This window comes from Gordonia liuliyuniae (assembly GCF_021738805.1).
GTDB classification, from domain to species: domain Bacteria; phylum Actinomycetota; class Actinomycetes; order Mycobacteriales; family Mycobacteriaceae; genus Gordonia; species Gordonia liuliyuniae.
This window is the reverse complement of record NZ_JAKKOR010000001.1, coordinates 339134-361830: the sequence shown is the minus strand read 5'-3', so window position 1 is coordinate 361830 and position 22697 is coordinate 339134. Positions and strand designations below refer to the sequence as shown.

Here is a 22697-nt window from a genome sequence, read left to right as displayed (position 1 = left end):
TACGACGGGTCAGGGTGTGGCGATGATCTTGTACTCCGTCAGCAACTTGCCGACCTCGTTGTTCTGGAACTTGTCATACAGCTTCTCGCGTAGGAAGTGCGGGCCGGGCAGTTCGGTCTCCTCCCCGTCTCGCAGGCGTGCGGTGGCGTTCAGCAGCTCGCGGACGTCGTAGGTTGAGCCGTACACCTCGGGAACGCCGCGCTCGATGTCGAGCAGCGTGTACACCGCTTCCATCGGGGTGCGCACCGAGTACTCGGTGGTGAAAATGCAGTCGCGCGTTGCACTTTCGGCGAACTGGCCGATGAAGGCGAAGTTCGACGCCCCCTCGGGCACCACCGCGGGCCGGTCACCTGCCCGGCGCGGCATGAAGAACGCCGTGACATACGGCATCATGCAGGGCACCGATTTGGCGCCGGTGGCCGCGAGCTCGTCGATCTGATCCTCCGGCACACCCACGTGGTACAGCCATTCGCGAGTGATCTCCTCACCGGTGCAGGCGGAGATCGACTTCTTCACGTAGTCGCCCTCCACGTCGGAGAACAGTGCGTAGACCCAGACGACGATCTGGTCGGCGGGCTGTTGCTTGAAATGCGGCTGGCGATTCACCGTCCAGCTCATCAGCCAGCTCGAATCCTTGGCGGTCACGATGCCGCCGGTCACCACCTTGCCGCTGAACGGGTCGCGCTTACATATCTTCTGAATGTATTCCGGAATCCGCTTGTCCAGCGTGGTCACCGTGCACGACTCCCACTTGGTCGCGTCGATGTCGCCTGCGAAGACATCGGGCCGCCCGAACGCGGGGTCCTTGGCGGCGATGGTCCGCCACAGGTCCCAGGCGGGCGCGGGCCCGGTGTTGAGCGTGGCCGGGGTGTGGTGATCACCCTCGTCGGAGTTCTCGGTGAGCGAGCCGATCGTCATGAACACCAGGTCGTTCGGGCTCAGTTCGGTGGTGCCGTCCTCGCCGTTGTGCATCCAGTGGATCCGGGTGGCCTGTTTGCGCGTCTGGTCGATGTCGAAGTCGACGTCGGTGACGGTAGTCGAGAACTGGAAGTTGACGCCCTGATCGAGCAGCCAGCGGTAGAGCGGCAGGACTAGCGACTCGTACTGATTGTATTTGGTGAACTTCAGCGCAGACAGGTCCGGCAGCCCCTTGATGTGATGAATGAAGCGATGCAGGTACAGCTTGAACTCGAGTGCGCTGTGCCAGTTCTCGAAGGCGAACATGGTTCGCCAGTACAGCCAGAAGTTGCTGCCCAGAAACTCTGCGCTCATCACCTCGTCGATGCGCTTGTTCTCCATCTCCTCGCGGGTGGCGAGGAACAGCTTCGTCAGCTCCTTCTGGGCTTTGTCGCTGAGCCCGAACTTGAAGTCCGTGTGCGCATCCTGCCCTTGATCCATCGTGACGCGCTGCAGTGACGAGTTCGGATCGTCGTTGTTGAGCCAGAAGAACTCGTCGAGGACACTCGCCCCGTCGATCTCGATCGACGGGATCGAGCGGTACAGATCCCAGAGGCACTCGAAGTGGTTCTCCATCTCACGGCCGCCGCGGATGACGAAACCCTTCTTAGGCTCTTTGATGCCGTCGAGCGCGCCACCGGGAAGATCGAGTTCTTCGAAGACGGAGATCTTGTCGCCTGGCATCTGACCGTCGCGGATCAGGAACGCCGCCCCAGCCATCGAGGCGAGTCCTGCCCCGACGAACCAGGCGGTCTTCTCGTCGACACCCGCCGGCTTCCTCGGCCGGGCGAAGGCTTCATAGTTTCCCGCGCTGTAGTGCATCGATCCTCCTGGTCGGTACGAGGACAGCGGGAGTGTCGTCTACGACTGCACGCACCTCGTCCGCATGCCGCGAACGGCGGCGTCGAATCCGATGACCTGTCCGATTAATCCCGTAGCGGAACCTTAACGCCTCAGCCCAGGCCGCGGGCCAGTCTTCGCTGATGGTGCGGTCGCGGATTCGCCGGCTGACACAGGATCAGCAGGCGAGGGTGTCGACACCGAGCGTGCGGGTGGCCTTGTCGAATGCATGGAGAGTCTCGTCGTAGCCGTGGTCACTGAGCCACATATCTTCGTCTCGATGAACACCCGAAGAGTAGCGTTGGGCTCTACCGCAGTGCGCTGGGTGAAGGGAAGGCGATGAGCACGACAACCACTCCCGCGACCTCGACGCCTGCCGGTTTCTCCGGCCCCGCGCTCCCGTCCGTGAGTGCGAGTCTTTCGCGATGACTGCGGCCTGGATCTGTGTCACCTGCGGCAACGAGTATCCGCCCGGGCCGACGCCCGTCGCCTGTCTGATCTGCATCGACGAACGACAGTATGTACCCGCAGAGGGACAGCGCTGGGCGCAGCTCGATCCAGGCGAAACCCGGTCGGTGACCGTCCGAACTCCCGAACCCGGCCTCTCCGAGTTCGCCATGGATCCGGCCGTGGGAATCGGTCAGCGCACCTTCCTCGTGCACACCTCGGTCGGCAACATCCTGTGGGAGCCGCCCGGATTCATCGGCCCCGCTCTCGTCGAGCCGTTGCGGGCAGCCGGCCCGGTCTGCGCGATCGTCTCGAGTCATCCGCATCTCATCGGGGCGAGCGTGTCGTTGAGCCGCATGCTCGGCGGGGCGCCCGTCTACGTCAATGAGTTCGACCGGCGCTGGGTCACCCGGCCCGATCCGGTGATCGCGTTCTGGCGCGAGACGCTGGATCTCACGCCCGGGGTCCGGCTCCGGCGATGCGGCGGCCACTTCCCCGGCAGCTGTGTACTGCATGTCGCCGCCGGAGCCGACGGGCGGGGGCTGCTGCTCACCGGCGACACCATGATGGTCGGGGCCGACCGCGCGAGCGTGTCGTTCATGCGCAGCTACCCGAACTTGATTCCGCTCTCCCCCAGACTGGTCCGCGAGATCGTCGGCGCGGTCGAACCGCTGGCCTTCGACCGGATCTACGGCGCCTTCGGGGACGTGATCGACTCCGGGGCGAGCCTGGCGGTACGCGCCTCGGCCGAACGCTACATCGGCTGGGTCACCGATCAGATTCGCGATCCCGACGAGCCGGAGCCGTCATGAAGGCCTTCGCACCGGTGACAGGCCCGGTGGATCCGGCGACCGCGCTCTCGCGTATCGCCTGGTTGCTCGAGCGTGACCGGCAGAAGACTTATCGGGTGGAGGCCTTCCGCCGGGCCTCGGTCGCGGTCTCGGCGCTGGCCCCAGCCGAACTCGTGGAGCGCAGCCGCGCAGGCACCCTCACCGCGCTGCCGGGGATCGGCAAGGTCACCGCAGCGGTGGTCACCGAGGCCGTCGACGGCGCGCTACCGAGCTATCTCGACAAACTGCAACAGGCGCCGTCGCCGATGCCGGACGGCGAACCGCTCGCGCCCCTGCTGCGCGGCGACCTGCACGCGCACACCGACTGGAGCGACGGCGGCGCGCCGCTGTCGGAGGTGGCCGCCGCCGCAGTGGCGCTGGACTACCAATGGTTGGCGATCACCGACCATTCGCCGCGGCTGACGGTGGCTAACGGCCTCAGCGCGGAACGCCTGAGTCGCCAGCTCGACCTCATCGACACCTGGAACCGCGAGCACGACAACGGCTTTCGTCTGATGTCCGGGATCGAAGTGGACATCCTCGACGACGGATCGCTGGATCAGTCGCCGGACATGCTCGATCGGCTCGACGTGGTGACCGCGTCACTGCATTCGAAACTGCGGATGAGCCACGACCCGATGACTGCCCGGCTGGTGGCCGCGGTGAGCAATCCACGCGTGCAGGTGCTCGGACACTGCACAGGTCGGCTGATCGCCGGCCGCGGGCGTCCGCCGTCGACCTTCGACGCCGCGGCCGTGTTCAGCGCCTGCGCCGAGCACGGCACCGCGGTCGAGATCAATTCGCGTCCCGAACGGGTCGACCCGCCCGACGACTTGCTGGCGCTCGCCCACGAGTTCGGCTGCCTGTTCGCCGTCGACTCCGATGCCCACGCGCCGGGGCAGCTCGAGTTCAGCCGGCTCGGTGCCGAGCGGGCCGTGCAGCACGACATCGAGCCCGACCGGATAGTGAATACTTGGTCGGAGGAGCGCCTATCGGCATGGGCGCGTCGCTGACCGTTTGGAATCGGGTCGCCGCGGGTACGCAGAGTCCGACCAACCCCGATCCGTGCACTCGATTGAATGGAGACCCCGTATTGAATGGAGACTTACGTGAGCGAGACCGCTGACGCCACCGGCGCCTTCGATGCGCTCGTGGCGGTCGACCGCCCGCTCTACGTGGTGACGACCCGTTCGGCCGACGGCCCGTCCGGTTGCCTGGTGGGCTTCGCCACCCAGACCAGTATCGATCCGCCGCGGTTTTTCGTCGGAATCTCGCGCGCCAACCACACCCACGGGGTCGCCGCGAATGCCAATCATCTCGCGGTGCACCTGATCGCCCGTGAGCACGCGGAGTTGGCTCGGCTCTTCGGCGGCGAGACCGGGGATTCGGTCGACAAGTTCGCCGCCTGCCAGTGGGTGGAGGGCCCACACGACCTGCCGGTGCTCACCGATGCCGGCGTGTGGTTCGTCGGGCGCGTCATCGACCGGATCGATGTCGGCGATCACACGGGTTACCTCCTCGCCCCGGTCGCCGGCGAGGTCCGACACCAGGACCCCGAATTGTCTGCGTGGGTGAGCCTGGCGATCGGCGATTCGATCGAACCGGGACATTCGGCGTGAACAACGTCGCGGTGCCCGGCACCAGCGGGCCGGAGTTCGACGTCCTCGCTTTCGCCGAGCAGTCGTATGCCGATCAACCGCCCGGTTTGCGCACCAACATGGTGATGAGCCTTGATGGGGCGGTGAGCTTCCGCGGCCGCGTCGGGCCACTCTCGTCACACACCGACCGCGCGCTGTTCCACGCGCTGAGAGCGCTCTCGGACGTCGTACTGGTCGGCGCGGCCACAGCCCGCGCCGAGAGGTACGGTCCGGTGAAGTTGAGCGACGATCTGCAGGAACTACGTTCGCGCGTCCGGCCGGGTGCACCTGCTACCCCGCCGATGGCAATCGTCACTGCGTCCTGCGAACTGCCCGAGCGGATGCTCGCCGCGTCCTCCGCGGCCGGCATGCCACGCCCGATCGTGATCACCTCCGGGCGCGCGGACACGACCGCGGTCCGCGATCACGTGGACCTCATCGTCGCGGGAGCCGACGAAGTGGATCTGCCTGCGGCGCTCGCCGAGCTCCGGGCCCGGGGCATGCACCGGATTCTCTGCGAGGGCGGTCCGACCCTGATCGACCGACTGACCGAAGACGACCTGGTGGACGAGTTGTGCGTCACGCTCACCCCGCAACTCACCGCGGAGGCTTTGCCCGTCGCGGGGCCGTCGAACACCGCCACGGCACTGCCGTCCCCGCGCCGCTTCGCACTGCGGCATGCGCGGGCGCACGACGACGAGCTATTCCTGCGCTACTCCCGGCCGCGATAGCGCAGGACCATCGCTCCGGAACGGAACTCCTCACGGCCGACGAGCGTGAGGTCTATCGGTTGCTCCAGGCCGTCGAACAGCCGAGGTCCGTGACCGATCACGCGCGGATGCACGAGGAACTGGTACTCGTCGATCAATCCCCACTGCGCCAACGCCGTCGGCAGTTGCACCCCTCCGACGTACAGGCCGTTTCCCGGCCGGTTCTTGAGTTCGGTGACGGCCTGACGTAGGTCCCCGCCCAGAAGCTCTGCATTCCAGTCGACCTCGGTGAGCACGCCCGAGACGACGTACTTCTTCGCCGCCCCAATGGCGGTGGCGAAAGACTGCATCCATTCGGGCATCGCCGCCACCTGATCCGGATCGCGCCAGCCCTCTTCCATCATGAGATAGGTCGTGCGGCCGAGAATCAGCGCGTCGGCCTCGGCGATCATCCGTTCGGCGTGCTTATGCATCTGCGGCTCAGGAACGCCTTCGCGATGGTCGACGCAGCCGTCGAGGGTGGTGTTGATCGAATATCGCAGTGGGCGCATACGACGACGCTAGGCGCTGACCGGCGGGTCTGCCTCCAATTCCACCGCGAAGATCCGCCCACCTGGAGCAGTCGTGGGAGAATGCGCTAACCAGACGGGCCTCGCAGACCTCGTAACTGACTGATAGCCCGTCACGAACCGGCAGGAGGGCGAGGATTTGCAGCAGGAGACGCCCACGAGCGCGTTGCCCGGCGATCCGGCCACGATATGGGCGGATGCGGCCTCTTCCCGTGCCGCCCGCCTGGACCGACCGCGTGACGCACCCGTACCCGAGTCCGCGGACGAAGTCGCCCGCTGGGAGGATCCGGACAGGCTGGGTCGGACCGAACTCATCTACGCACCGATCTTCTGGGTGTGCCTGCCGCTCGCTGTCGTCGGCTATCTGATCTGGGGAACGCTCGTCCATTCAGGTGACGGCTGGACGAGCAACCTGTTCGACGAGGACGCCACAGGGAACCTGTGGAACTTCTGGATTGCCTGGGCCGGCGTCGGGGTGTGGCTGCTCGTCGCGATCGGCGTGTTGGTTTTCCGCCTGAGCCTCATCAAGGACGTGGACGCGCAGAACGCGCGGATCTTCGAGCACGGTGTGCTGCACACGATCCACCGGTCCCCGTACGACTCCGATGACGGTGAAGGCGGCAGTTGGCCGACGTTCATCGCCATCGACCACCGCACGGCCGACGAGCATGCCTCAAGGCTCTATCACGCTCTCCACACCTGGCTGTCGAACGACGCTGTGCACGACGCTCTCGACTCGGGGCGCCTGCAGCGTCGCCGCACGATCGTCACGACCGAACTGTTCGGCGACGATGCTATCGGCGGGTACTTCCTCAGCACGATCCCCGGCTCGGGCACCGCAGCACACTGCGCAGGCCACCGGTGGGTGCTCATCACCGGTGGCCTCGACAATGACCGGGAGGTCACCGTCACCACGGTGCCGTTGGAGAAGAAGCTGCGGAGGATCCGCCGCAAGCTCCGACGCAAGGCCGCGCGAAGCGAGCCCTCGCTCCCGGTACGGGGGAAGCGATGATCGATCGGCAGACGGCGGAGTGGCTGAGTCACGCACGGACCCCACAGACGCGGGCACGGATACGTCAGTGGTCGCGGCGGGACGACCTGTCCGTGGTGATTCTCCTCGTCGGCTTCGTGGCGTTCGTCGTGGCGATCCCGGTCGGCATCGGGCTCGGCATCTGGTTTTGGATCGACGGCATCGACCGGTTTGAGGTCTTCTACTGGCTGTACGGATCGAGCCTGGGGGTACTACTTGTCGGGGTCGCCCTCAATGCCGTCACCACCTACCGGCTCACCGAAGCCCGGTTCGCAGACGGGCGATGCACCATCGGCGTGATCGAGGACGTGATCCGACTGCCCTCGAACGACGTGGACGCGAACCCCACCTACGCGCTCGCCGTCCGCGCCGCGCCGCCGGAACAGGCTGCACTCAGTCGCACCATCCACTGGGGATCAGGAGACTCATCCGGCCCCGACGACAGTTGGATCGGGCGAGCGATCCGATTCCGCCACAACACCTTCGACCCCGACGCCCAGCAGGATGCGCTCTTCGGCGGGTGGCCCGACGACACGGAGCGGAGCTGAGGATGAGTAGTGGCCACGCGCGCTCATCGGCTCGATCGTCCTCCGACCGGACTAAACCGGGTGGCGGCAGTCGATAGTCTGTGACAATGGCGACCACTTCCGACCGTGACATTCCTGCGAGCGCGACGATGCGCGGTGCACTGGTCCGGCCCACCCGCGACGTCGTGGTCGAGCAACGACCGGTGCCCGCCCCCGAGCCCGAACAAGTACTTGTGCGCAGTTCCCTCGTCGGGATCTGCGGCTCGGACACGCATGCGCTCGCCGGCCACCACCCGTTCCTCGACAGCGACTACGCGCCCGGCCACGAAGCAGTAGGCGTCGTCGCCGCGCTCGGCGCGTCCGTCTCGGGCCTGACCGTGGGGCAGCGCGTTCTTCTCAAACCGAATGTGGCGTGCGGGCAGTGTCTGAACTGTCTGGCCGACCGCAGCAATGCGTGCGAGCGGCTGTCGTGGATCGGCTGCGACGTCTCGCGGCATTGGGCCGGCGCGCTGGCCGAGTACTTCGTCGCCCCGGAACAGAATCTGTTTCCCGTCCCCGATCACGTGGACGACGCCACCGCGGTCCTCGTCGAGTGCCTCGCGACGCCGGTGCACGCGGTCCGGATCGCGGGCGACCTCACCGGCGCCCGCGTCGTCGTCCTCGGCGCGGGAACAATCGGGGTCTTGGCGGTCGTAGCCGCGGCGCGCGCCGGCGCAGACCGAGTCGTCGTCACCGATATGGATCAGGGCAAGCTCGACCGTGCCGTCCGGGTCGGTGCCGCCGCAGGCGTCAGTGCCTGCGCCGCAGACGTCGACAACCAGTTGCGGAGTGCGCTGGGCGGACCAGCCGACGTCGTCCTCGACTGTGTCGCGTCCCAAGGATCGCTCAATCAGGCGGTCGGCCTCCTTCGCCGGGCCGGAACAGTCCTCGTGGTCGGCGTCCCCGCACGGGAAGCAACGCTCCCGATGCCCGTCGTGCAGGACTGGGAGATCCGGGTGCAGGGCTGTGCGGCGTACACCGAGGCCGATGTCGCCGCAGCGCTGGCGATCGCGACCGACGGTGGAATCCCCACCGCCGAGATCGTCTCCCGGACGGTCCCACTCGACGACGTGGCGGCAGCGTTCGCCGCAGCGACCGCAGACTCGTCCGGGAAGGTGCTCATCGATCCGCGGCAGTGAGCACACCTGACGCTGACCGTGTCCTCGCGTCAGTGGTACCGCTCCGCAGGTAGTGCGGTCTATCAGGGCTCCGGTGCCACTGACGCGACTCGACGGCTCGCAAACTGTGCGCGCTGTCAGATCAGGGCTGTACGCCGCGCCTCTTCAGCCAGGCCTGCGGGTTGATCGGGTTACCGGCGGAGTTCCAGACCTCGTAGTGCAGGTGGGGTCCGGTGGAATTGCCTCGGCTGCCCACGGTGCCGATCTTCTCTCCCGCCTTCACTTTCTCACCGGCGTGCACGAAGATCTTCTCGACGTGACCGAAGATCCCGGTGGTGCCGTCGTCCTGGCGGACTCGAATCCACTGTCCGTAGCCCGAGGCCGGGCCTGCTTCGAGGACTACGCCATCGGTCACGGCGTATACCGGGGTGCCGGTCTTGTTCGCGATGTCGACACCGTCGTGGTGGGAGCCCCAGCGTCCGCCGTATGTCGAGGTGACTGTGCCGCTGACCGGCTTGACGGCGTGCCCCTGACCGGGACCGATCCGCGGCAGCAGGCCGCGGAGCGCGGAGTCGACGTCCGGCGGCAAGTTCTTGGGCACCTGCAGGTTCTCCGGCAGATCTACGCCTTCCGGGAGCGTTATCGGCGACGACGGCTTGGCGGCGACTTCACCGGCGGTCGCGCCGGCCAGACCGATGGCCCCGGCGAAGGCGGCGATGGCGCCGATACGCACCGGCAGCGCGGTCCGTCGCGTCTTGGCCACCCGATGGCGGCCCGCCCCGCGGGCCGGAGAGTTGATGCCGAGGTCGGCAGGAGTCGTTATGGAGTCAGCAGTTGCGCGGTGTAGAGACAAAGTCTGTCCGTTCGGAGATAGATAACGTTTCGGAAACGGTAAGGACACGGCGAGGCTACTTGGTTCGCGGCGAGGGCCGCCAGTCGAAGCGCGACATGGGTGATGTCGGTCATGGTGGCGGCCGGTCACAAGCACCGACGCGACAGGTCTACTCCTCGCGCGCCCGTCGACGAGCAGTCGATACGCTGCAGCCGGATCGGCGGACTCCCCACCGGCGGGTCGACGTTCGAGTGGCCGACCTGCGCGCAGCACCGAAGGCCGATGCGCTTCGTCGTCCAGCTCGACCTCGGCGACTGTCTGAATCGCCCCGGCGTGTCCGGAGACTCTGTTCCTTGGGAAGGATGGAGTCATGTCAGGAAGCACGTCGAAGAGGTACCCGTCGGAGTTGCGTGAGCGGGCGGTCCGGATGGTCGCGGAGATCAGGGCTGAGCATGAGTCGGAATGGGCGGCGATGACCAAGGTCGCTGAGCTGCTCGGGGTGGGCACGCCGGAGACCATCCGGAAGTGGTGTCGTCAGGCCGAGGTCGATGCTGGCCAACGGCCGGGGACGACGACCGAGGAATCGGCGGAGCTTAAGCGGCTCAAACGCGAGAATGCCGAGCTCAAGCGTGCCAACGCGATCCTCAAGTCCGCATCGGCTTTCTTTGCGGCCGAACTCGACCGGCCACAGCGCTGATTGTGCGTTACATCGACGAACATGTCGGTACCCGCGATGGTGATGGTCTGCGGTGGGGTGTCGAGTCGATCTGCGTTCAGCTCACCACGCTGGGTGCGAAGATCGCCCCCGCGACCTACTACGAGCACCGCACCCGAAAACCAACCTTTCGTGAGGTGCGTGATGAGGAGCTGAAGGCAAAGATCACAAAGGTGCACGAGGAGAACTACGGGGTCTACGGAGCGCGGAAGGTGTGGCTGATGTTGAACCGAGAACGAGCCGAGCACGAGGCGCCGATAGCGCGCTGCACGGTCGAGAGGCTGATGACTGAACTCGGTTTGGCCGGCGCAGTCCGCGGCAAGGTCAAGCGCACCACGATCAGTGACCCGAAGGCTTCGAAACCACTGGACCTGGTCAATCGCGGTTTTGCGCCGTTAGCACCTGACCGGCTGTGGGTTGCCGACTTCACCTATGTCTCGACATGGTCAGGCTGGTGCTACACCGCGTTCGTCGTCGATGCCTATGCCCGCCGGATTCTGGGTTGGTCGGTATCTACCACTATGACGAGCAAGCTCGTCATAGACGCCGTAGAGCAAGCGATCTGGACTCGCAGCCGTGAGGGCACCGATCTCACCGGCCTGATCGCCCACCATGACCACGGCGTGCAGTACATGTCAGTGGCCTACTCTGAACGGCTCGACGAGGCGGGAATCAAACCGTCGACCGGTGCCGTCGGGTCCTCCTACGACAATGCGCTGGCCGAAACGATCAACGGGCTTTACAAGACCGAATTGATCAAGTCCCGGCGACCGTGGAAGGGGTGCGACGACCTCGAGATAGCGACTGCAGAGTGGGTCGACTGGTTCAACCGCCGCCGACCGTTCGAGTACTGCAACGACCTCACCCCAGTCGAGGCAGAACGCGCACACTACGCTCACCACCAGACCCCAGCACCTGCTGGAGTCTCAAACTAAAAAGTCTCCGGACTTGCCGGGGCGATTCAGTCTGCTGTCCACGTTTTCGTAAGACGAATCCAGGACTGTGAACTGAGTACGTCACCCTCGTCGTAGGCACCCCACTGCAGTTCAACTTCGGTGGCGGACTCGCCTACTTCTTCCTGCCGTCGGACCTCACCATCGCGAAGCCGCTGCGGGGGACTGCTGCACGGATAGGTGACGTTGATGATGGAAGGGCCTCGCCGCTGGTGCGTGTGACTCTGTAGGTGACTGATGGCCCTCGGGGGCTTGTCTTGGAACTGATTCGCCCGCGTGCCGGTGGTGATGGCGCTGTCCGATGCATGTCGGCCAGAGGCGAGCATGACTTCATACGAGCTTGGTCGGCCCCGTCAACGTCTTGTCTGCCCGGCCCCTGGCCGATGTGCCCGCTGAGGAAGGCACGGTCCCATCATGACAACATCCACCGCCGAGTGCACGACTGCTCTCGACATCGTTGCCGGCGTCGACACGCACACCGATACCCACCACGTCGCCGTACTCGACGTGGCCGGAAGGAGGCTCGGTGATCGACGGAACACAACCGGTGCTATTGGTGGACGGGGCGTCTCCAGGTGTAGATCCGCCGTTTAGTAGACTCATCGTCCTTGCCGTTGGTGACTTCCGTCTCATCAATTGCCACCCCGTCGATGTCATCGAGAGTCAAGTGCGCCCACAACCCAGTCGGCTCATCTCCTCGCTCAGTCCGAGGGTCCTTATCCAGATCGGCAATAGGTGTGTATCCAGTGCTCAGCCTGCAATCAAACCTAAACTGATCCGTGCGCACCCTACCTACAGACCACAAGCATTCTCGCCACACGACATTAGTATCTCTCCGGAATACACGCCCCAATCTGCTAGCCGGATACACCTTACGTGACCAACCAGACGGATCAGTTTTAAATCCTTCTTCCGGGGGCTGATGACCAGGCTCTACCTGGACTGTAGCGGAGCCGTTCCCCCAGACCATCGACACATATTCCACGCCGTTGAGTGTGACGAAGTATCCGCCATGCAAAATGACCTTAGGGTGAGACGTAAACGCTGCGCTCGATTGCCGGTTCTCTGTCATGGCTTGACCCATCCCTCCTCTGTCAGAATCCTGATAACCGACGTCGCCCCATCCTCCGCAATGGAAATCAGTTGGGCTCCTAGTTCCATTTACGAACCAGACGGAGGAGTCACCATGAGAACACGCCACCGAAACCTCAACGGACCGCCGCCGATATAAGTCCGCTAACCGTACGAGACAACGAGATTCAGGAACGAGGTCCGAGCGCATGACCGACACGCTGATGCCGCCATTCATCTACTACGGCGGAAAGCTTCGCCTCGCACTACGTGGCACGGACAGGCGATCCGACCTTCCCGCTACGCCTTCCGGCGAAGAATCCAACGCAGAATAGCCCAACGACGACGAGAGCAAACGTAATAGCCCAGACCATCCGTCCCCACCCAAAGAAGATTTGAAGAAGACCGATCAATCAATCCTCAGAACGATGGACGCTTCCATGCGTAAATGTGACGCTTCGTCGATTCGTCTTCATGCCCATTGTTTGGAATTTCCGTCTCGCTGATCGCCAGGGCGTCAATATCGTCAAGAGTGAGATGTGCCCACAACTCGGACGGCTCATCCCCTCGCTCAGTTCGAGGATCCTCTGCCAGTTCACTGATCGGGGTGTACCCGCGAGATAGCCTGCACACGAAACTAAACTGGTCCGGGAGAATCTTGGGGACGCGCCATATACAGTTCCGCCACACAATTTCCGTATCTCGCCGAAATACCCTATCTAGTTCTGTGTCGCGGTACCGCTTTCTCGACCATCCGTACGAGTCGGTCTCGAACCCTGACTCCGGCGGTGTCTGCCCTGGTTTGACCTGCACAACGACGTTATTCGTTCCCACAATGGCCATGGCGAGATACTCTTTCCCGCGCAATACTGCAAATATTCCTCCCGGAGTGAATACTTCCGGGCTAGGGGTGTTTGCATATACCGAATTATTGACGTCTGTCATGGCATTACCGACTGTCCCGCCTCTGTCAGTACCCTGACAACTGCAGCGACGAGCCCGACTCCGAACACCCCGATTACGACGAACGCAAACACGATTGCCCAGATCGTCCTTCTCCCTTTCCGCAGTGGGGTTCATCTACACACCTTTAAAGCAGCCTAGATATTCATTCAAGAGGAGCTCTATCTCCTTGCCGTCCGGAGAAACGCCGGAGTCTTGACTTAGCGCATTAAGTATCTCGATATCAAACCAGACGCCCCTAATTGCCTCAGAATCGTTCCACTGAACTCTTTCGAGATCGATTACTATCGACTCCAAGTTCCAACAAAGGTCATTTAGAGAGGACTTAGCAGATCGATACTCCTCAACCAAAGCGGCGGCGGATGAATGGGCGTGTCGAACAGTACCTAATTCAGCGAATCCCACGAGCCTTCCCTTTCTCTACTGTTACCACTCGGCCATTCGACCCATTAACAACCACGGAAATGTTATTGTCTGGACTGAAATGAATAACCGTACCTCCCCTACCGGGGTAGATTTGCCCATTTTGAATAGCGTCAATCGCGGCCGTTGGCGGTATCCCTCGACCACGCAAACGATCAACGGCATGGCCACTAAAGGACACCCCGTCGAATGTCATCGGAATACTACGCGGGAGTATTGCACTATCATTCATCACGATGTTACCCACAGGAGAAGATGGATGCACCCCTTCTGAGCCTCGCATGTTCGGCGGAGAAGTTTCACCGATAGGCGGGCGGACTGCATGCTCGCCTGCTCGGAGGCCGGGCCGAATCGCCTTGGCGAGGGCGCCGCCTGCTCCGGGGATCGCGGTGGCTATGCCCGCGCCGGCCAGCATTCCGACGGCGTAGTTGGGGCTGGTGCGAATGTAGTCGGGTTGGACACCGGTGAGTGCTTCGAACAGTGCGTCTTCCCGGTTCGGGTGTTGGTAGCCAGCGGGGTTCCCCATGTTCGCCGCGCCATGGATACCGTCGGACATGGTGTGTGGCAGGTACATGATGACCGTGCCGAGCCCGCTACCGAACCCTTTCCAGGTCTCCCACGTCCCGTAGGGGCCTAGCCCAACGAGCGATCGCGCACCGTCCCACGCACCTTGCCCGAAATCGTGCAGACCGTCGCCGACACTGAGATCGGAGCCATCTGCATGCGTAACTGTATTCGGCTCCGTTGCCCCGGAGTCGAAGTGCAACGCCCGGTCCGTATCGAAGTTTGCCAAGACGGTCGATCCGTCGGCATTCAAGGTGAGTTTTTCATCGCCCTTGTTCAGCACGATCGGCTGGTTCTGGCTGGTGTCGGCGAATTCTTGGGGTACCGATTGCGCGATCTGTTGCCAGTCGTAGTCCGCATCCGGGTTCACTAGCGTGGCATTGAGTGAGCCGTCCGGTTTGAGAAGGACGTTGACGTCGTCGTCGTTGTACGCGCTGTTGTAGAGGTTCCCTTCGGCATCATAATTTAGGTACAGTTCCCGTCCAGTGCGGTAGTCGAACTGCCTGACGGTTGTACCAGCAGACACCCCGGTGTCGAGGACTCCACCTGAGTAGCGTTCCTCACGGAGGATCTTGTTCCCGTTCGGGTCGAAGACTTCTGCGATCTGACCGTCATAGTCACCAACAGAGAGCACTGTCGTGTTGCCCGTTTCAGGATCAGTGAACTCAGTGACCGGGTGTCCCGCGTCATCAGTGTATTGAGTCGCTGCAACCAGTTGCCCATTCTGATCGCGGACCCACCCGGATTCCTCGTTATTGCGTACAGGCTGCGGTGCAGCATCGTCAGCGTCCGAGGTTGCGGTCTGCTCGGAATTGTCGATAGCTGTCGCTGCGGCAACAACCATCGGGTCGGCATCTGCCGGCACGTCAGCAGGCGGCGCAGCCTGAGACGGACTGTTGAGCGCATCCGCTGCAGCAACCACCATCGGATCAGAACCCGCAGGCGGCGTCTCCACACGAGGCTCCGACGGAGCAGTATCAGCAGGGGCGGGTTGGTTCGCAGCGTCCAATCCGTTCGCTGCGGCAACAACCATCGGGTCGGCATCTGCCGGCACGTCAGCAGGCGGCGCAGCCTGAGACGGACTGTTGAGCGCATCCGCTGCAGCAACCACCATCGGATCAGAACCCGCAGGCGGCGTCTCCACACGAGGCTCCGCTGACGTATCGGTCGGGTCGGCCAGGATCGGAAACAGTGCGTTATCGGCTGGTTCGATGTGTTGAACCAGGTCACCGTTCTCGTCGACGGTGTACCACGTCTTTTGCGGCCGGCCGGCAGCGTCGAACGCCCACGGGCGCGCGACCTGACGAATCGCGTTGCCGTCCTTGTCGTAGACCGTCGCAGACCCGTCCGGATTGATCGTGGTGTGCCCGCCGGGCGGGACGTTCATCGCGAACCTGTAGGTCGTCGGCGAGGATTCATCATGCATCAGCACCATTCGCGACGGGCCTATCGTCGCTCGCGTGGAACCACCACGCTTGAGCAGGGACCGCCCGCGTGGGCTGGCCGCAGCGACGGCCGCAGCCCCGGCGACAGCCCACACCGGTAGCGGGATCGTCGGCTCATCACTGGTCGAGGGAGTCAGGAGTGCTTCATCGTTCGATCCGGAGTGAGGCTGACCGACCGGCACATTCGCAGGCGCTGTCGTACGTCCGGGCGACCGGTCGACATCGGACCGACCGGGACCTGGTGCAACCGTGGTGCTCGTGCCTGGTGCCTGGCTGTTCGGTGCTCCAGGTGCTTGCCTGTTCCCGGGTGCTTGCGTGTTTCCTGGCGGGCGGGGTGCTGGGGTGGTTCCGCCGATGATGGGTGTGCCGTTGCCCTGCCCAGGCCCCGGGCCGGGATCGCCGCCGATGACCGGTCCGTTCCCCGACGGGGCTCCCGGAGCATTCGGTGTGCTCGGCTGGGTGGGCATCGTCGGCGGTGGCGTGTAGGTCGGCACAGATATGCATGGCCAGCTCGGTCCGTACTGGGCGCGCATCTGATCACACAACGCATCCGCACCAGCATCACCAGCACCACCGGTGAACCCGGCAGCAAGGATCGCACCAGTGAAGCCAAGTGTCCCGATGCCAGCCGCGAGAGCTGCTCCCCGACGACTCGCGCGGCCAGGAGTGCGAGTGGTCTTGTTCGCGCGGGTCATGACTGGTCCTTGCCGCGGACAGCGCCCCAGATGGCGTCGATACCGGTCCAGAACCAGCGGCCACCGATCGACATCACCATGAAGAAGGCCAGGAAGACCAGGACGGTTCCGTAGTCATCGCCCCACTGGGCCAGGTTCGGCAGATTCCATGCAGCGACCACCAAAATCGCGCACCCAGCGATGAACAGCAGCATCGTCCACACCGACACCGACCGATCACCACCAGACGATGCTTTATCGGCGCTAGCCGGCGGAGTGCCAGCTGGCGACGTAACAGCGCCGACCGGCTGAGCCTGAGCCGGAGTCTGGGCCTGTGCCTGGCGTGAGTGCTTAGGCCCATCGGGTGTGGGCTGATCGGGTGCGGTCAGTGGTTGCGTGCTGCTGGTGGTCATGTTCCCCCGGGTTTAGTGGCTGGCTCTCCGGATGTATCTGGTGGTCAGGATTTGGTTAGCGGGCGCAGTAGCGGGCCGGGTAAACATTCACGTAGTCGACGTTAGATTTTCCCGGGCTGGTGATGATCCCGATGCTGATGCAGCCGCCGCGGCGGGCAGCATCGTTCGCACTACGTTGAATGACCCGTCCCCAGACCGGGTTGTAGACCAGGTTCGGGATGTACGGGATCGCAGAGAACGCGGTACCGAGCCCGTGCTGGGAGACTGCAACGGTCTGCGAATGCGACAGTTTGATGCCATGGCGAGTCTGCGCACCCGCCTCACCCACGCCGGCCAGCGATGCGGTCACACCCGCGACCGCGACGACTGCTGCGACCGTCCCTGCTGATTTACGTGTCATCATCGGTTTTCCTATTCGAGTAGTTCGTGGTGCTTAGTAAGCGCAGAGGTTAGAGCAGGTGGGGTGTGCCGTACAGGTTGAACGTGTTGTCGTTCGCCTTACTGGTCATCGCCACCCGCACATACGCCCGCACGGCTGGGCGTGCGCCGACGCATCCGGAGATTTCCACGCGGACTCCGTCCAATCGGACGCCGGCCGACGGGCCCTGCAAAGGCTTCTGCCCGAACGGGACATCGATCGACACACCGTTCTTCAACGTCGTGGAAATATTCGGCATCACCTGCGCGCCGAGCACGATCGCGGGCGGATAGGAGATCGACATTTGCGCGGTCGGGCCGCCGGTCACCCCGAGCTGGACACCATCCATCTGCCACTGACACGACACCTGGAAACCCGTCGAGACGACCGCAGCGTCCACCGGCACCGTCCCGGACCCCGACATCTGCGCAGCACCACGCAACGACAAGAACGCCTCGTACGAACCATGCCCACGACTCAGGGCTGGCACGCTCCGGATCTTCTCCCCCGACTTCGACAGTTCTACTGTCCACCCATCATCAGAATGACGCGTCACCGACTTGTCAGCAAACGACCGCGTCGGACCAGCCGACGCATCACCAGGGACGCCGAACGCGGCGACGCTGATCACCGCGACGAGAACAGCGCACATGACGCCGATGGACTTCTTCACGATTCCCCCACATTCACACGGCGATTACGGCGGGAGGGAAAGCCACAGCGCCCGACCCGAGGAATATCTAGTACTCGTATGTACGAGTCGTGGATCCCCCCGGGGCAACCTGGACGATTCCTCCCGAATCGCCACAACAGATGAGACGGACGCTACAACTGGTAGCAGCAACCCGCAACCAGCCAGCAAATAGTGTGACGCGGGTTACTCTGTTGGGCCTGGCTTCGGTGCGGCACGCCTACGGCCGGATCACGATCACTAAGCACGGCCAACTGGCCGCCGCTCTGATCTTGGGTACGGACTTCTTCTGGTTTGACCGTCCGGATATCTCGTCCGGACAAGGTCTGGATTCCCGGATACCGTTTGGGACGTGAGTGCCCTTCTGGTTGGCTACGCCCGATGCTCGACACGAGGCCAAGATCTCCGTGCGCAGAAATCTGCGCTGCGCCAGGCAGGGGTTGCCGCCGACAGGATCTACACCGACGTCGGTTACAGCGGCCGCAGTACGGATCGCCCTGGGCTGCATCTAGCGCTGGCTGCGGCCCGTGAGGGCGATACTCTGGTTGTCACGAAACTCGATCACCTCGGGCGTTCGATCCTTGATCTGCATCGCATCGCCAACCAACTGACCGACAAAGGTGTACGTCTGTCCTGGTCGGGCACCACCTACAACCCCGCCGATCCTGCCGGCCGATTGTTCTTCTCGATGCTGGCCGCGTTCGCCGAGTTCGAATCCGATATCATCCGCTCCCGCACGATTGAAGGTATGGCCGAGGCTCGGCGACAAGGCCGCATCCCCGGCCGTAAGTCCAAACTCACCCGACTGCAACAGCGGCGTCTCTATGAGGACTACGAATCGGGCAACTACACCGCTGCCGAGCTCATGGAGATGTACCCGCTCAAACGCTCTGCGCTGTACGCCACGATTCAGCGGGAGCGAGAGTGCCGCGACCTCGCAGGCGTTACCGACGCTTCTTTCGGCGAGGCGCCACGGGTAGGTTGATCACGTCGCGCTCACGTTTAACCAGGTGGGAGATGCGGGCGTGGTAATCCCCCCTTCCGGCAGCACCATGCGATTACATCCGGAACGCTCAGCAGCGTCTCGGAGCGGGCCCTCGCGTGCTCCCAGCGGAACTCGTCGCGCACGCCTAGGTCCCGAGTCGTGGTGATCAGCGCCTGGTTATCCCAGGTCACCATGCCATCGTCTTGCTCGATGACGAGATGACCGATACCGGCTTCGACGGCGTCTGCGACCACGGCCCGCAGGCACGCTGCCCGGGCATCCTTCTCGGGGCCGGATCTACTCGTTGACCGGTGGACCCACGCCTACACCTCCATGCGGCCAACGACGTCCGCAATCTCGCGCTTGCGGCTGTCTCGCTCGTCTCGCATATGGATGCGGGCTTGACCAGGCTTGGTTAACCCGCGCAGCACTTTGCGGATGTCGGTGAACTCTGAGCTGACGATTACGCCGGCGACGAGAACAAACCCGTTCTGCTTCGTCTCGTCGATGAAGATGCGGCGGGATGGCACTTACTATTTCTACCCCAGACAACGCGAAACCCCAGACACAGTCGTCCGGCTGTGTCTGGGGTTCACTTCCCGCAAGCTCAGCGCAAGGGGCTTGACACAACGATACGGCCAGTCCGCGACGCTGCGCAAGAACCAGTTCGGGCCGACTTCTGTCGGTGGGCTGCCGGCATGCTCACGGGCACGGTCATCACCTTTGCGAGTGGGAACACGGCCGAGGTGAAGAACGTCGCAAAAGACGACGGGAAGAGTGGCGTCGATACAGTCCGCGGGATTATCAGTGGGCAGACGACGGCGTCCGCCGTAACTCCCGTGGCATCTGCTTCGCCCGTAGCGCCCAACGCGGCGCCTCCCCCACCGCCGCCGTCGATGCCCGCCGGCTGGTACCAGGACCCCGACGCCCCTCACCTCCTGAGGTACTGGGACAACGGGTGGACTGAGCACACCGCCCCGCACCCGCGTAGCCGAGACACGCGTTCGTCCGAACGGGTGAACATTGTGACTGCGGCCACCGCGCGCGTCACTGATGAGCGACTGACCGCCGCACCTGAGATGCTGTCGAAGGCGATAGGACAAAGTTAGGACACATCGCCCGTCCACGCATCGGACCAGAACAAAAAGAAACCCCCTCCGACGCAGTTCGGAGGGGGTTTCTCATGAGTGGAGCTAAGGGGACTCGAACCCCTGACCCCCACACTGCCAGTGTGGTGCGCTACCAGCTGCGCCATAGCCCCGTATTCGGTTGTACCCGGCCTCCGGGTGCGGTAGCTAACCTACCCCACCGCGTAAACGGCGGCCAAATCCGCTGGTCACTTCACTTCAGGGTTGCCTTATGCAAGACCTGGCCACGAGAACGTCGTAGTCTGGCGGCGAGTGGGACGGTCGGCCCTGGCCCCGTCCGTGATCGACGACAACGGAGGTCCGACTTCTCATGATCCGATGGTTCGCAGTACTCGCTCTCTGGGTCGTTTCGGCCGCGTCGCTGCTCCTCGTCTTCTGGCTCTCTCCCTGGTGGTTGTTTCTGAGCGTCCCCCTGGTGGCGGTGGCCGCCGTCGGTGTGTACGACCTGCTGCAGCACCGGCACAACATCTTGCGGAACTACCCGGTACTAGGACATTTCCGATTCCTCCTCGAATCGATCCGGCCAGAAATCCAGCAGTACTTCATCGAACGCAACACTGACGGCACACCGTTCGACCGAAACACACGCAGCACCATCTACGAGCGGGCCAAGGACATCAAGGACGTCGACCCGTTCGGCACTCAACGCGACGTGAACAAGATCGGCTCCGAGTTCGTCCGACATTCCATCGCAGCCAAACCCGCACCCGCGGGTACTCCGCGTGTACGCATCGGCGGCCCGGCATGCACCCAGCCGTACGACATGGCGCTCTACAACGTGTCCGCCATGAGTTTCGGCGCGCTGTCCGCCAACGCGGTCCTCGCCCTCAACGGTGGGGCGGCCCGCGGCGGGTTCGCCCACGACACCGGCGAAGGCGGCCTGAGCCCGTACCACCTGCAGCCGGGCGGCGACCTCATCTGGGAGATCGGTACCGGCTACTTCGGCTGCCGGACCAGCGACGGTCAGTTCGACCCGGAAACGTTCGCCCAGAAGGTGAAGGCGCCGTCCGTCAAATGCGTCTCGATCAAATTGTCCCAGGGAGCCAAGCCCGGCCTCGGCGGCGTGATGCCGGGCCCGAAGGTCACCGCCGAGATCGCGCAGATGCGTGGCGTGCCCGTAGGCAAGACCGTCGTGTCACCGCCGTCGCACAATAGGTTCCACACCCCCGAAGGACTGTGCGAGTTCATCGGGCAACTGCGTGACCTGTCCGACGGCAAACCCGTCGGGTTCAAACTGTGCGTCGGCTCGCGCAGCGAGTTCCTTGGGATCTGCAAAGCGATCAACAAGACCGGGATCGCACCCGACTTCATCATCGTCGACGGCTCTGAAGGCGGCACCGGAGCCGCACCCGTCGAGTTCGAAGACCACGTCGGCATGCCGTTGACGCAAGGCCTCATGACCGTGCACAACGCGCTCGTCGGCACCGGGCTCCGCGGCCAGATCCGGGTCGGCGCATCCGGCAAGGTCACCAATGGCGTCGACATCGTCAAACGCATCATCCAGGGCGCCGACTTCACGCTGGCTGCCCGCGCCATGATGATGGCCGTCGGCTGCATCCAAGCCCAGGCCTGCCACACCAACAAGTGTCCGGTCGGCGTCACCACGCAAGACCCGCGACGGGCACGAGCACTCGACGTCGACGACAAGACCACACGCGTCTACAACCTGCAACGCAACGTCGTCGACAACGCCAAGCAGCTCATCGCATCGATGGGTCTCGACAGCTTCGGCGATCTCAACGCGTCGATGCTGGTGCGGACTGTCGGACCGAACGAATCGAAGACGTATGTCGAACTCTACGAGTGGCTCAGCCCGGGACAACTCCTGACCGATCCGCCCGAATCGTGGCGCGAGGACTGGGAATGCTCGCGCAGCGACGCCTTCGTCCTCTCCGCCATGTTCGAGGGCGAACCCGACGGATACACCCCGCCGATCACGACGACTGACGGACCGCTCGCCGTGTGAGTGCTCAGGACTTCGGCGGGTTCGCGATCAGTTCGTCGAGCCAGGCCGGACCGTCCAAGATGCCGTCGACTTGGGTGCCTGCGGAGAGCACGCTCGGCGTGGCGACGTTCCCGTCGTTCGAGTTCGCGAGCTGAGTGCTCGACTCGTCGGCCATCGAACGCGCCTCGTCGACCAGTTCGCCGTCGGCGATGCACTTCTGCGCGGCCGGGCCGGCCCCCGCATCGGCGGCGAGCTTCGCGATCTCCGCGTTCGACGGATCACCGCCCGCATTGGCGAACAGCGCCGAATGCAGCTTCCAGAAGGCGTCCCGATCGTCGTTGCGGGCGACGCACAGGATCGCGGCCGCACCCCGCGACGAGAAGTCGCCGGAATCCGACTCGCCGTCCAAGAAGTTCAGCATGTGGTAGCGGACGCGGACCGTACCCTCGGTGACCTTCGCCTGGATCGCCGCGCCAGAGCTCTCTTCGAACTCCTTGCAGTGCGGGCAATGGAAGTCCTCGAACACGTCGATGGTCTCGGGTGCCGTCCGCTCGCCGACGATGAACGCCGCGTTCTCCGCGAGGACCTTGTCGTCGACCGGCGGATACGTCTTGTTCGACTGCCACAGGTATCCGCCGACCACCAGGACGACGACCACGACGACGCCCACGCCGATCAAGATGTACGACGTCATGCTCGACGTCGCCTGCGGTTCGTATTTGGAGTCGGTGCGTTCGCTGCTCTTGGCCACGG

Annotated in this window: 21 protein-coding genes and 1 tRNA gene; 12 read left to right on the top strand and 10 right to left on the bottom strand. The window is 63.9% G+C overall.

The window, feature by feature from the left end; translation table 11 throughout:
- Window positions 1–9: 9 nt before the first annotated feature.
- The gene (locus tag L5G33_RS01635; protein WP_236996389.1) at window positions 10–1779 is read right to left on the bottom strand and encodes an oleate hydratase; all 1770 of its coding nucleotides are present in this window, start codon (window positions 1777–1779) and stop codon (window positions 10–12) included.
- Between the two features lie 443 nt (window positions 1780–2222).
- On the opposite strand from L5G33_RS01635, the gene L5G33_RS01630 reads away from it, so the two are divergent.
- The 4 genes from L5G33_RS01630 (at window position 2223) to L5G33_RS01615 (ending at window position 5442) form a co-directional block, all read left to right on the top strand.
- Window positions 2223–3056 (top strand): MBL fold metallo-hydrolase, encoded by an 834-nt coding sequence (locus L5G33_RS01630; RefSeq protein ID WP_236996388.1) that lies wholly within the window; start codon window positions 2223–2225, stop codon window positions 3054–3056.
- A complete protein-coding gene (locus L5G33_RS01625; protein ID WP_236996387.1) occupies window positions 3053–4087 on the top strand; it encodes a PHP domain-containing protein in 1035 nt (344 codons plus the stop codon). Before L5G33_RS01630 ends, L5G33_RS01625 begins: the two co-directional genes overlap by 4 nt.
- A 96-nt stretch (window positions 4088–4183) precedes the next feature.
- The gene (locus tag L5G33_RS01620; RefSeq protein ID WP_236996386.1) at window positions 4184–4693 is read left to right on the top strand and encodes a flavin reductase family protein; all 510 of its coding nucleotides are present in this window, start codon (window positions 4184–4186) and stop codon (window positions 4691–4693) included.
- 11 nt (window positions 4694–4704) lie between these two features.
- Entirely contained in the window at window positions 4705–5442 is a 738-nt protein-coding gene (locus tag L5G33_RS01615; protein WP_372476848.1) for a pyrimidine reductase family protein, read from the top strand.
- On the opposite strand, the gene L5G33_RS01610 is transcribed toward L5G33_RS01615, so the two are convergent.
- A complete protein-coding gene (locus tag L5G33_RS01610; RefSeq protein ID WP_236996384.1) occupies window positions 5424–5972 on the bottom strand; it encodes a dihydrofolate reductase family protein in 549 nt (182 codons plus the stop codon). The genes L5G33_RS01615 and L5G33_RS01610 overlap by 19 nt on opposite strands.
- A gap of 157 nt (window positions 5973–6129) precedes the next feature.
- On the opposite strand from L5G33_RS01610, the gene L5G33_RS01605 reads away from it, so the two are divergent.
- The 3 genes from L5G33_RS01605 to L5G33_RS01595 all read left to right on the top strand — a co-directional run bounded on the left by L5G33_RS01605 (window position 6130) and on the right by L5G33_RS01595 (window position 8725).
- Window positions 6130–7002 carry a hypothetical protein gene (locus tag L5G33_RS01605; RefSeq protein ID WP_236996383.1) on the top strand — a complete coding sequence of 291 codons (873 nt, stop codon included), beginning with the start codon at window positions 6130–6132 and terminating at the stop codon, window positions 7000–7002.
- Window positions 6999–7568, top strand: a complete 570-nt coding sequence (locus L5G33_RS01600) for a hypothetical protein (RefSeq protein WP_236996382.1) — start codon at window positions 6999–7001, stop codon at window positions 7566–7568. The genes L5G33_RS01605 and L5G33_RS01600 overlap by 4 nt, the downstream gene beginning before the upstream one ends.
- Window positions 7569–7654: 86 nt before the next feature.
- Window positions 7655–8725, top strand: a complete 1071-nt coding sequence (locus tag L5G33_RS01595) for a zinc-dependent alcohol dehydrogenase (protein ID WP_236996381.1) — start codon at window positions 7655–7657, stop codon at window positions 8723–8725.
- 121 nt (window positions 8726–8846) lie between these two features.
- Here the strand turns inward: L5G33_RS01595 and L5G33_RS01590 are convergent, their stop codons facing one another.
- Window positions 8847–9557 carry a M23 family metallopeptidase gene (locus L5G33_RS01590; protein WP_236996380.1) on the bottom strand — a complete coding sequence of 237 codons (711 nt, stop codon included), beginning with the start codon at window positions 9555–9557 and terminating at the stop codon, window positions 8847–8849.
- Window positions 9558–9906: 349 nt separating this feature from the next.
- Here L5G33_RS01590 and L5G33_RS01585 point away from each other — a divergent pair.
- A protein-coding gene (locus tag L5G33_RS01585; RefSeq protein WP_236996379.1) for an IS3 family transposase occupies window positions 9907–11186 on the top strand; the annotation gives its coding sequence in 2 pieces (ribosomal slippage) (window positions 9907–10204 and window positions 10204–11186; 1281 coding nt in all).
- Between the two features lie 2443 nt (window positions 11187–13629).
- Here L5G33_RS01585 and L5G33_RS01580 read toward each other — a convergent pair.
- Window positions 13630–15660 (bottom strand): DUF4258 domain-containing protein, encoded by a 2031-nt coding sequence (locus L5G33_RS01580; RefSeq protein WP_236996378.1) that lies wholly within the window; start codon window positions 15658–15660, stop codon window positions 13630–13632.
- A 352-nt stretch (window positions 15661–16012) separates the two neighbouring features.
- Here L5G33_RS01580 and L5G33_RS01575 point away from each other — a divergent pair, with 352 nt between their 5' ends.
- Complete coding sequence (locus tag L5G33_RS01575) at window positions 16013–16156, top strand: hypothetical protein (RefSeq protein ID WP_236996377.1); 144 nt, start codon at window positions 16013–16015, stop codon at window positions 16154–16156.
- 205 nt (window positions 16157–16361) lie between these two features.
- Here L5G33_RS01575 and L5G33_RS01570 read toward each other — a convergent pair whose 3' ends face one another.
- The 3 genes from L5G33_RS01570 to L5G33_RS01560 form a co-directional block, all read right to left on the bottom strand.
- Entirely contained in the window at window positions 16362–16559 is a 198-nt protein-coding gene (locus tag L5G33_RS01570) for a hypothetical protein (protein WP_236996376.1), read from the bottom strand.
- A gap of 253 nt (window positions 16560–16812) precedes the next feature.
- Window positions 16813–17157, bottom strand: a complete 345-nt coding sequence (locus L5G33_RS01565; RefSeq protein WP_236996375.1) for a hypothetical protein — start codon at window positions 17155–17157, stop codon at window positions 16813–16815.
- 49 nt (window positions 17158–17206) lie between these two features.
- Complete coding sequence (locus L5G33_RS01560) at window positions 17207–17848, bottom strand: MspA family porin (protein ID WP_236996374.1); 642 nt, start codon at window positions 17846–17848, stop codon at window positions 17207–17209.
- A gap of 370 nt (window positions 17849–18218) precedes the next feature.
- Between L5G33_RS01560 and L5G33_RS01555 the strand changes: the two genes are divergently transcribed.
- Complete coding sequence (locus L5G33_RS01555) at window positions 18219–18851, top strand: recombinase family protein (RefSeq protein WP_236996373.1); 633 nt, start codon at window positions 18219–18221, stop codon at window positions 18849–18851.
- Window positions 18852–19174: 323 nt separating this feature from the next.
- Here the strand turns inward: L5G33_RS01555 and L5G33_RS01550 are convergent, their stop codons facing one another.
- The gene (locus L5G33_RS01550; RefSeq protein WP_236996372.1) at window positions 19175–19381 is read right to left on the bottom strand and encodes a hypothetical protein; all 207 of its coding nucleotides are present in this window, start codon (window positions 19379–19381) and stop codon (window positions 19175–19177) included.
- A 168-nt stretch (window positions 19382–19549) separates the two neighbouring features.
- Here L5G33_RS01550 and L5G33_RS19480 point away from each other — a divergent pair, with 168 nt between their 5' ends.
- Window positions 19550–19960, top strand: coding sequence for a DUF2510 domain-containing protein (locus L5G33_RS19480; protein ID WP_372476839.1), 411 nt, complete (start codon window positions 19550–19552; stop codon window positions 19958–19960).
- A 79-nt stretch (window positions 19961–20039) separates the two neighbouring features.
- Here L5G33_RS19480 and L5G33_RS01540 read toward each other — a convergent pair.
- Window positions 20040–20112, bottom strand: a tRNA-Ala gene (locus L5G33_RS01540).
- Window positions 20113–20309: 197 nt separating this feature from the next.
- Between L5G33_RS01540 and L5G33_RS01535 the strand changes: the two genes are divergently transcribed.
- Entirely contained in the window at window positions 20310–21965 is a 1656-nt protein-coding gene (locus L5G33_RS01535; RefSeq protein WP_236996371.1) for an FMN-binding glutamate synthase family protein, read from the top strand.
- Window positions 21966–21969: 4 nt separating this feature from the next.
- On the opposite strand, the gene L5G33_RS01530 is transcribed toward L5G33_RS01535, so the two are convergent.
- Complete coding sequence (locus tag L5G33_RS01530) at window positions 21970–22695, bottom strand: DsbA family protein (protein WP_372476838.1); 726 nt, start codon at window positions 22693–22695, stop codon at window positions 21970–21972.
- Window positions 22696–22697 lie beyond the last annotated feature (2 nt).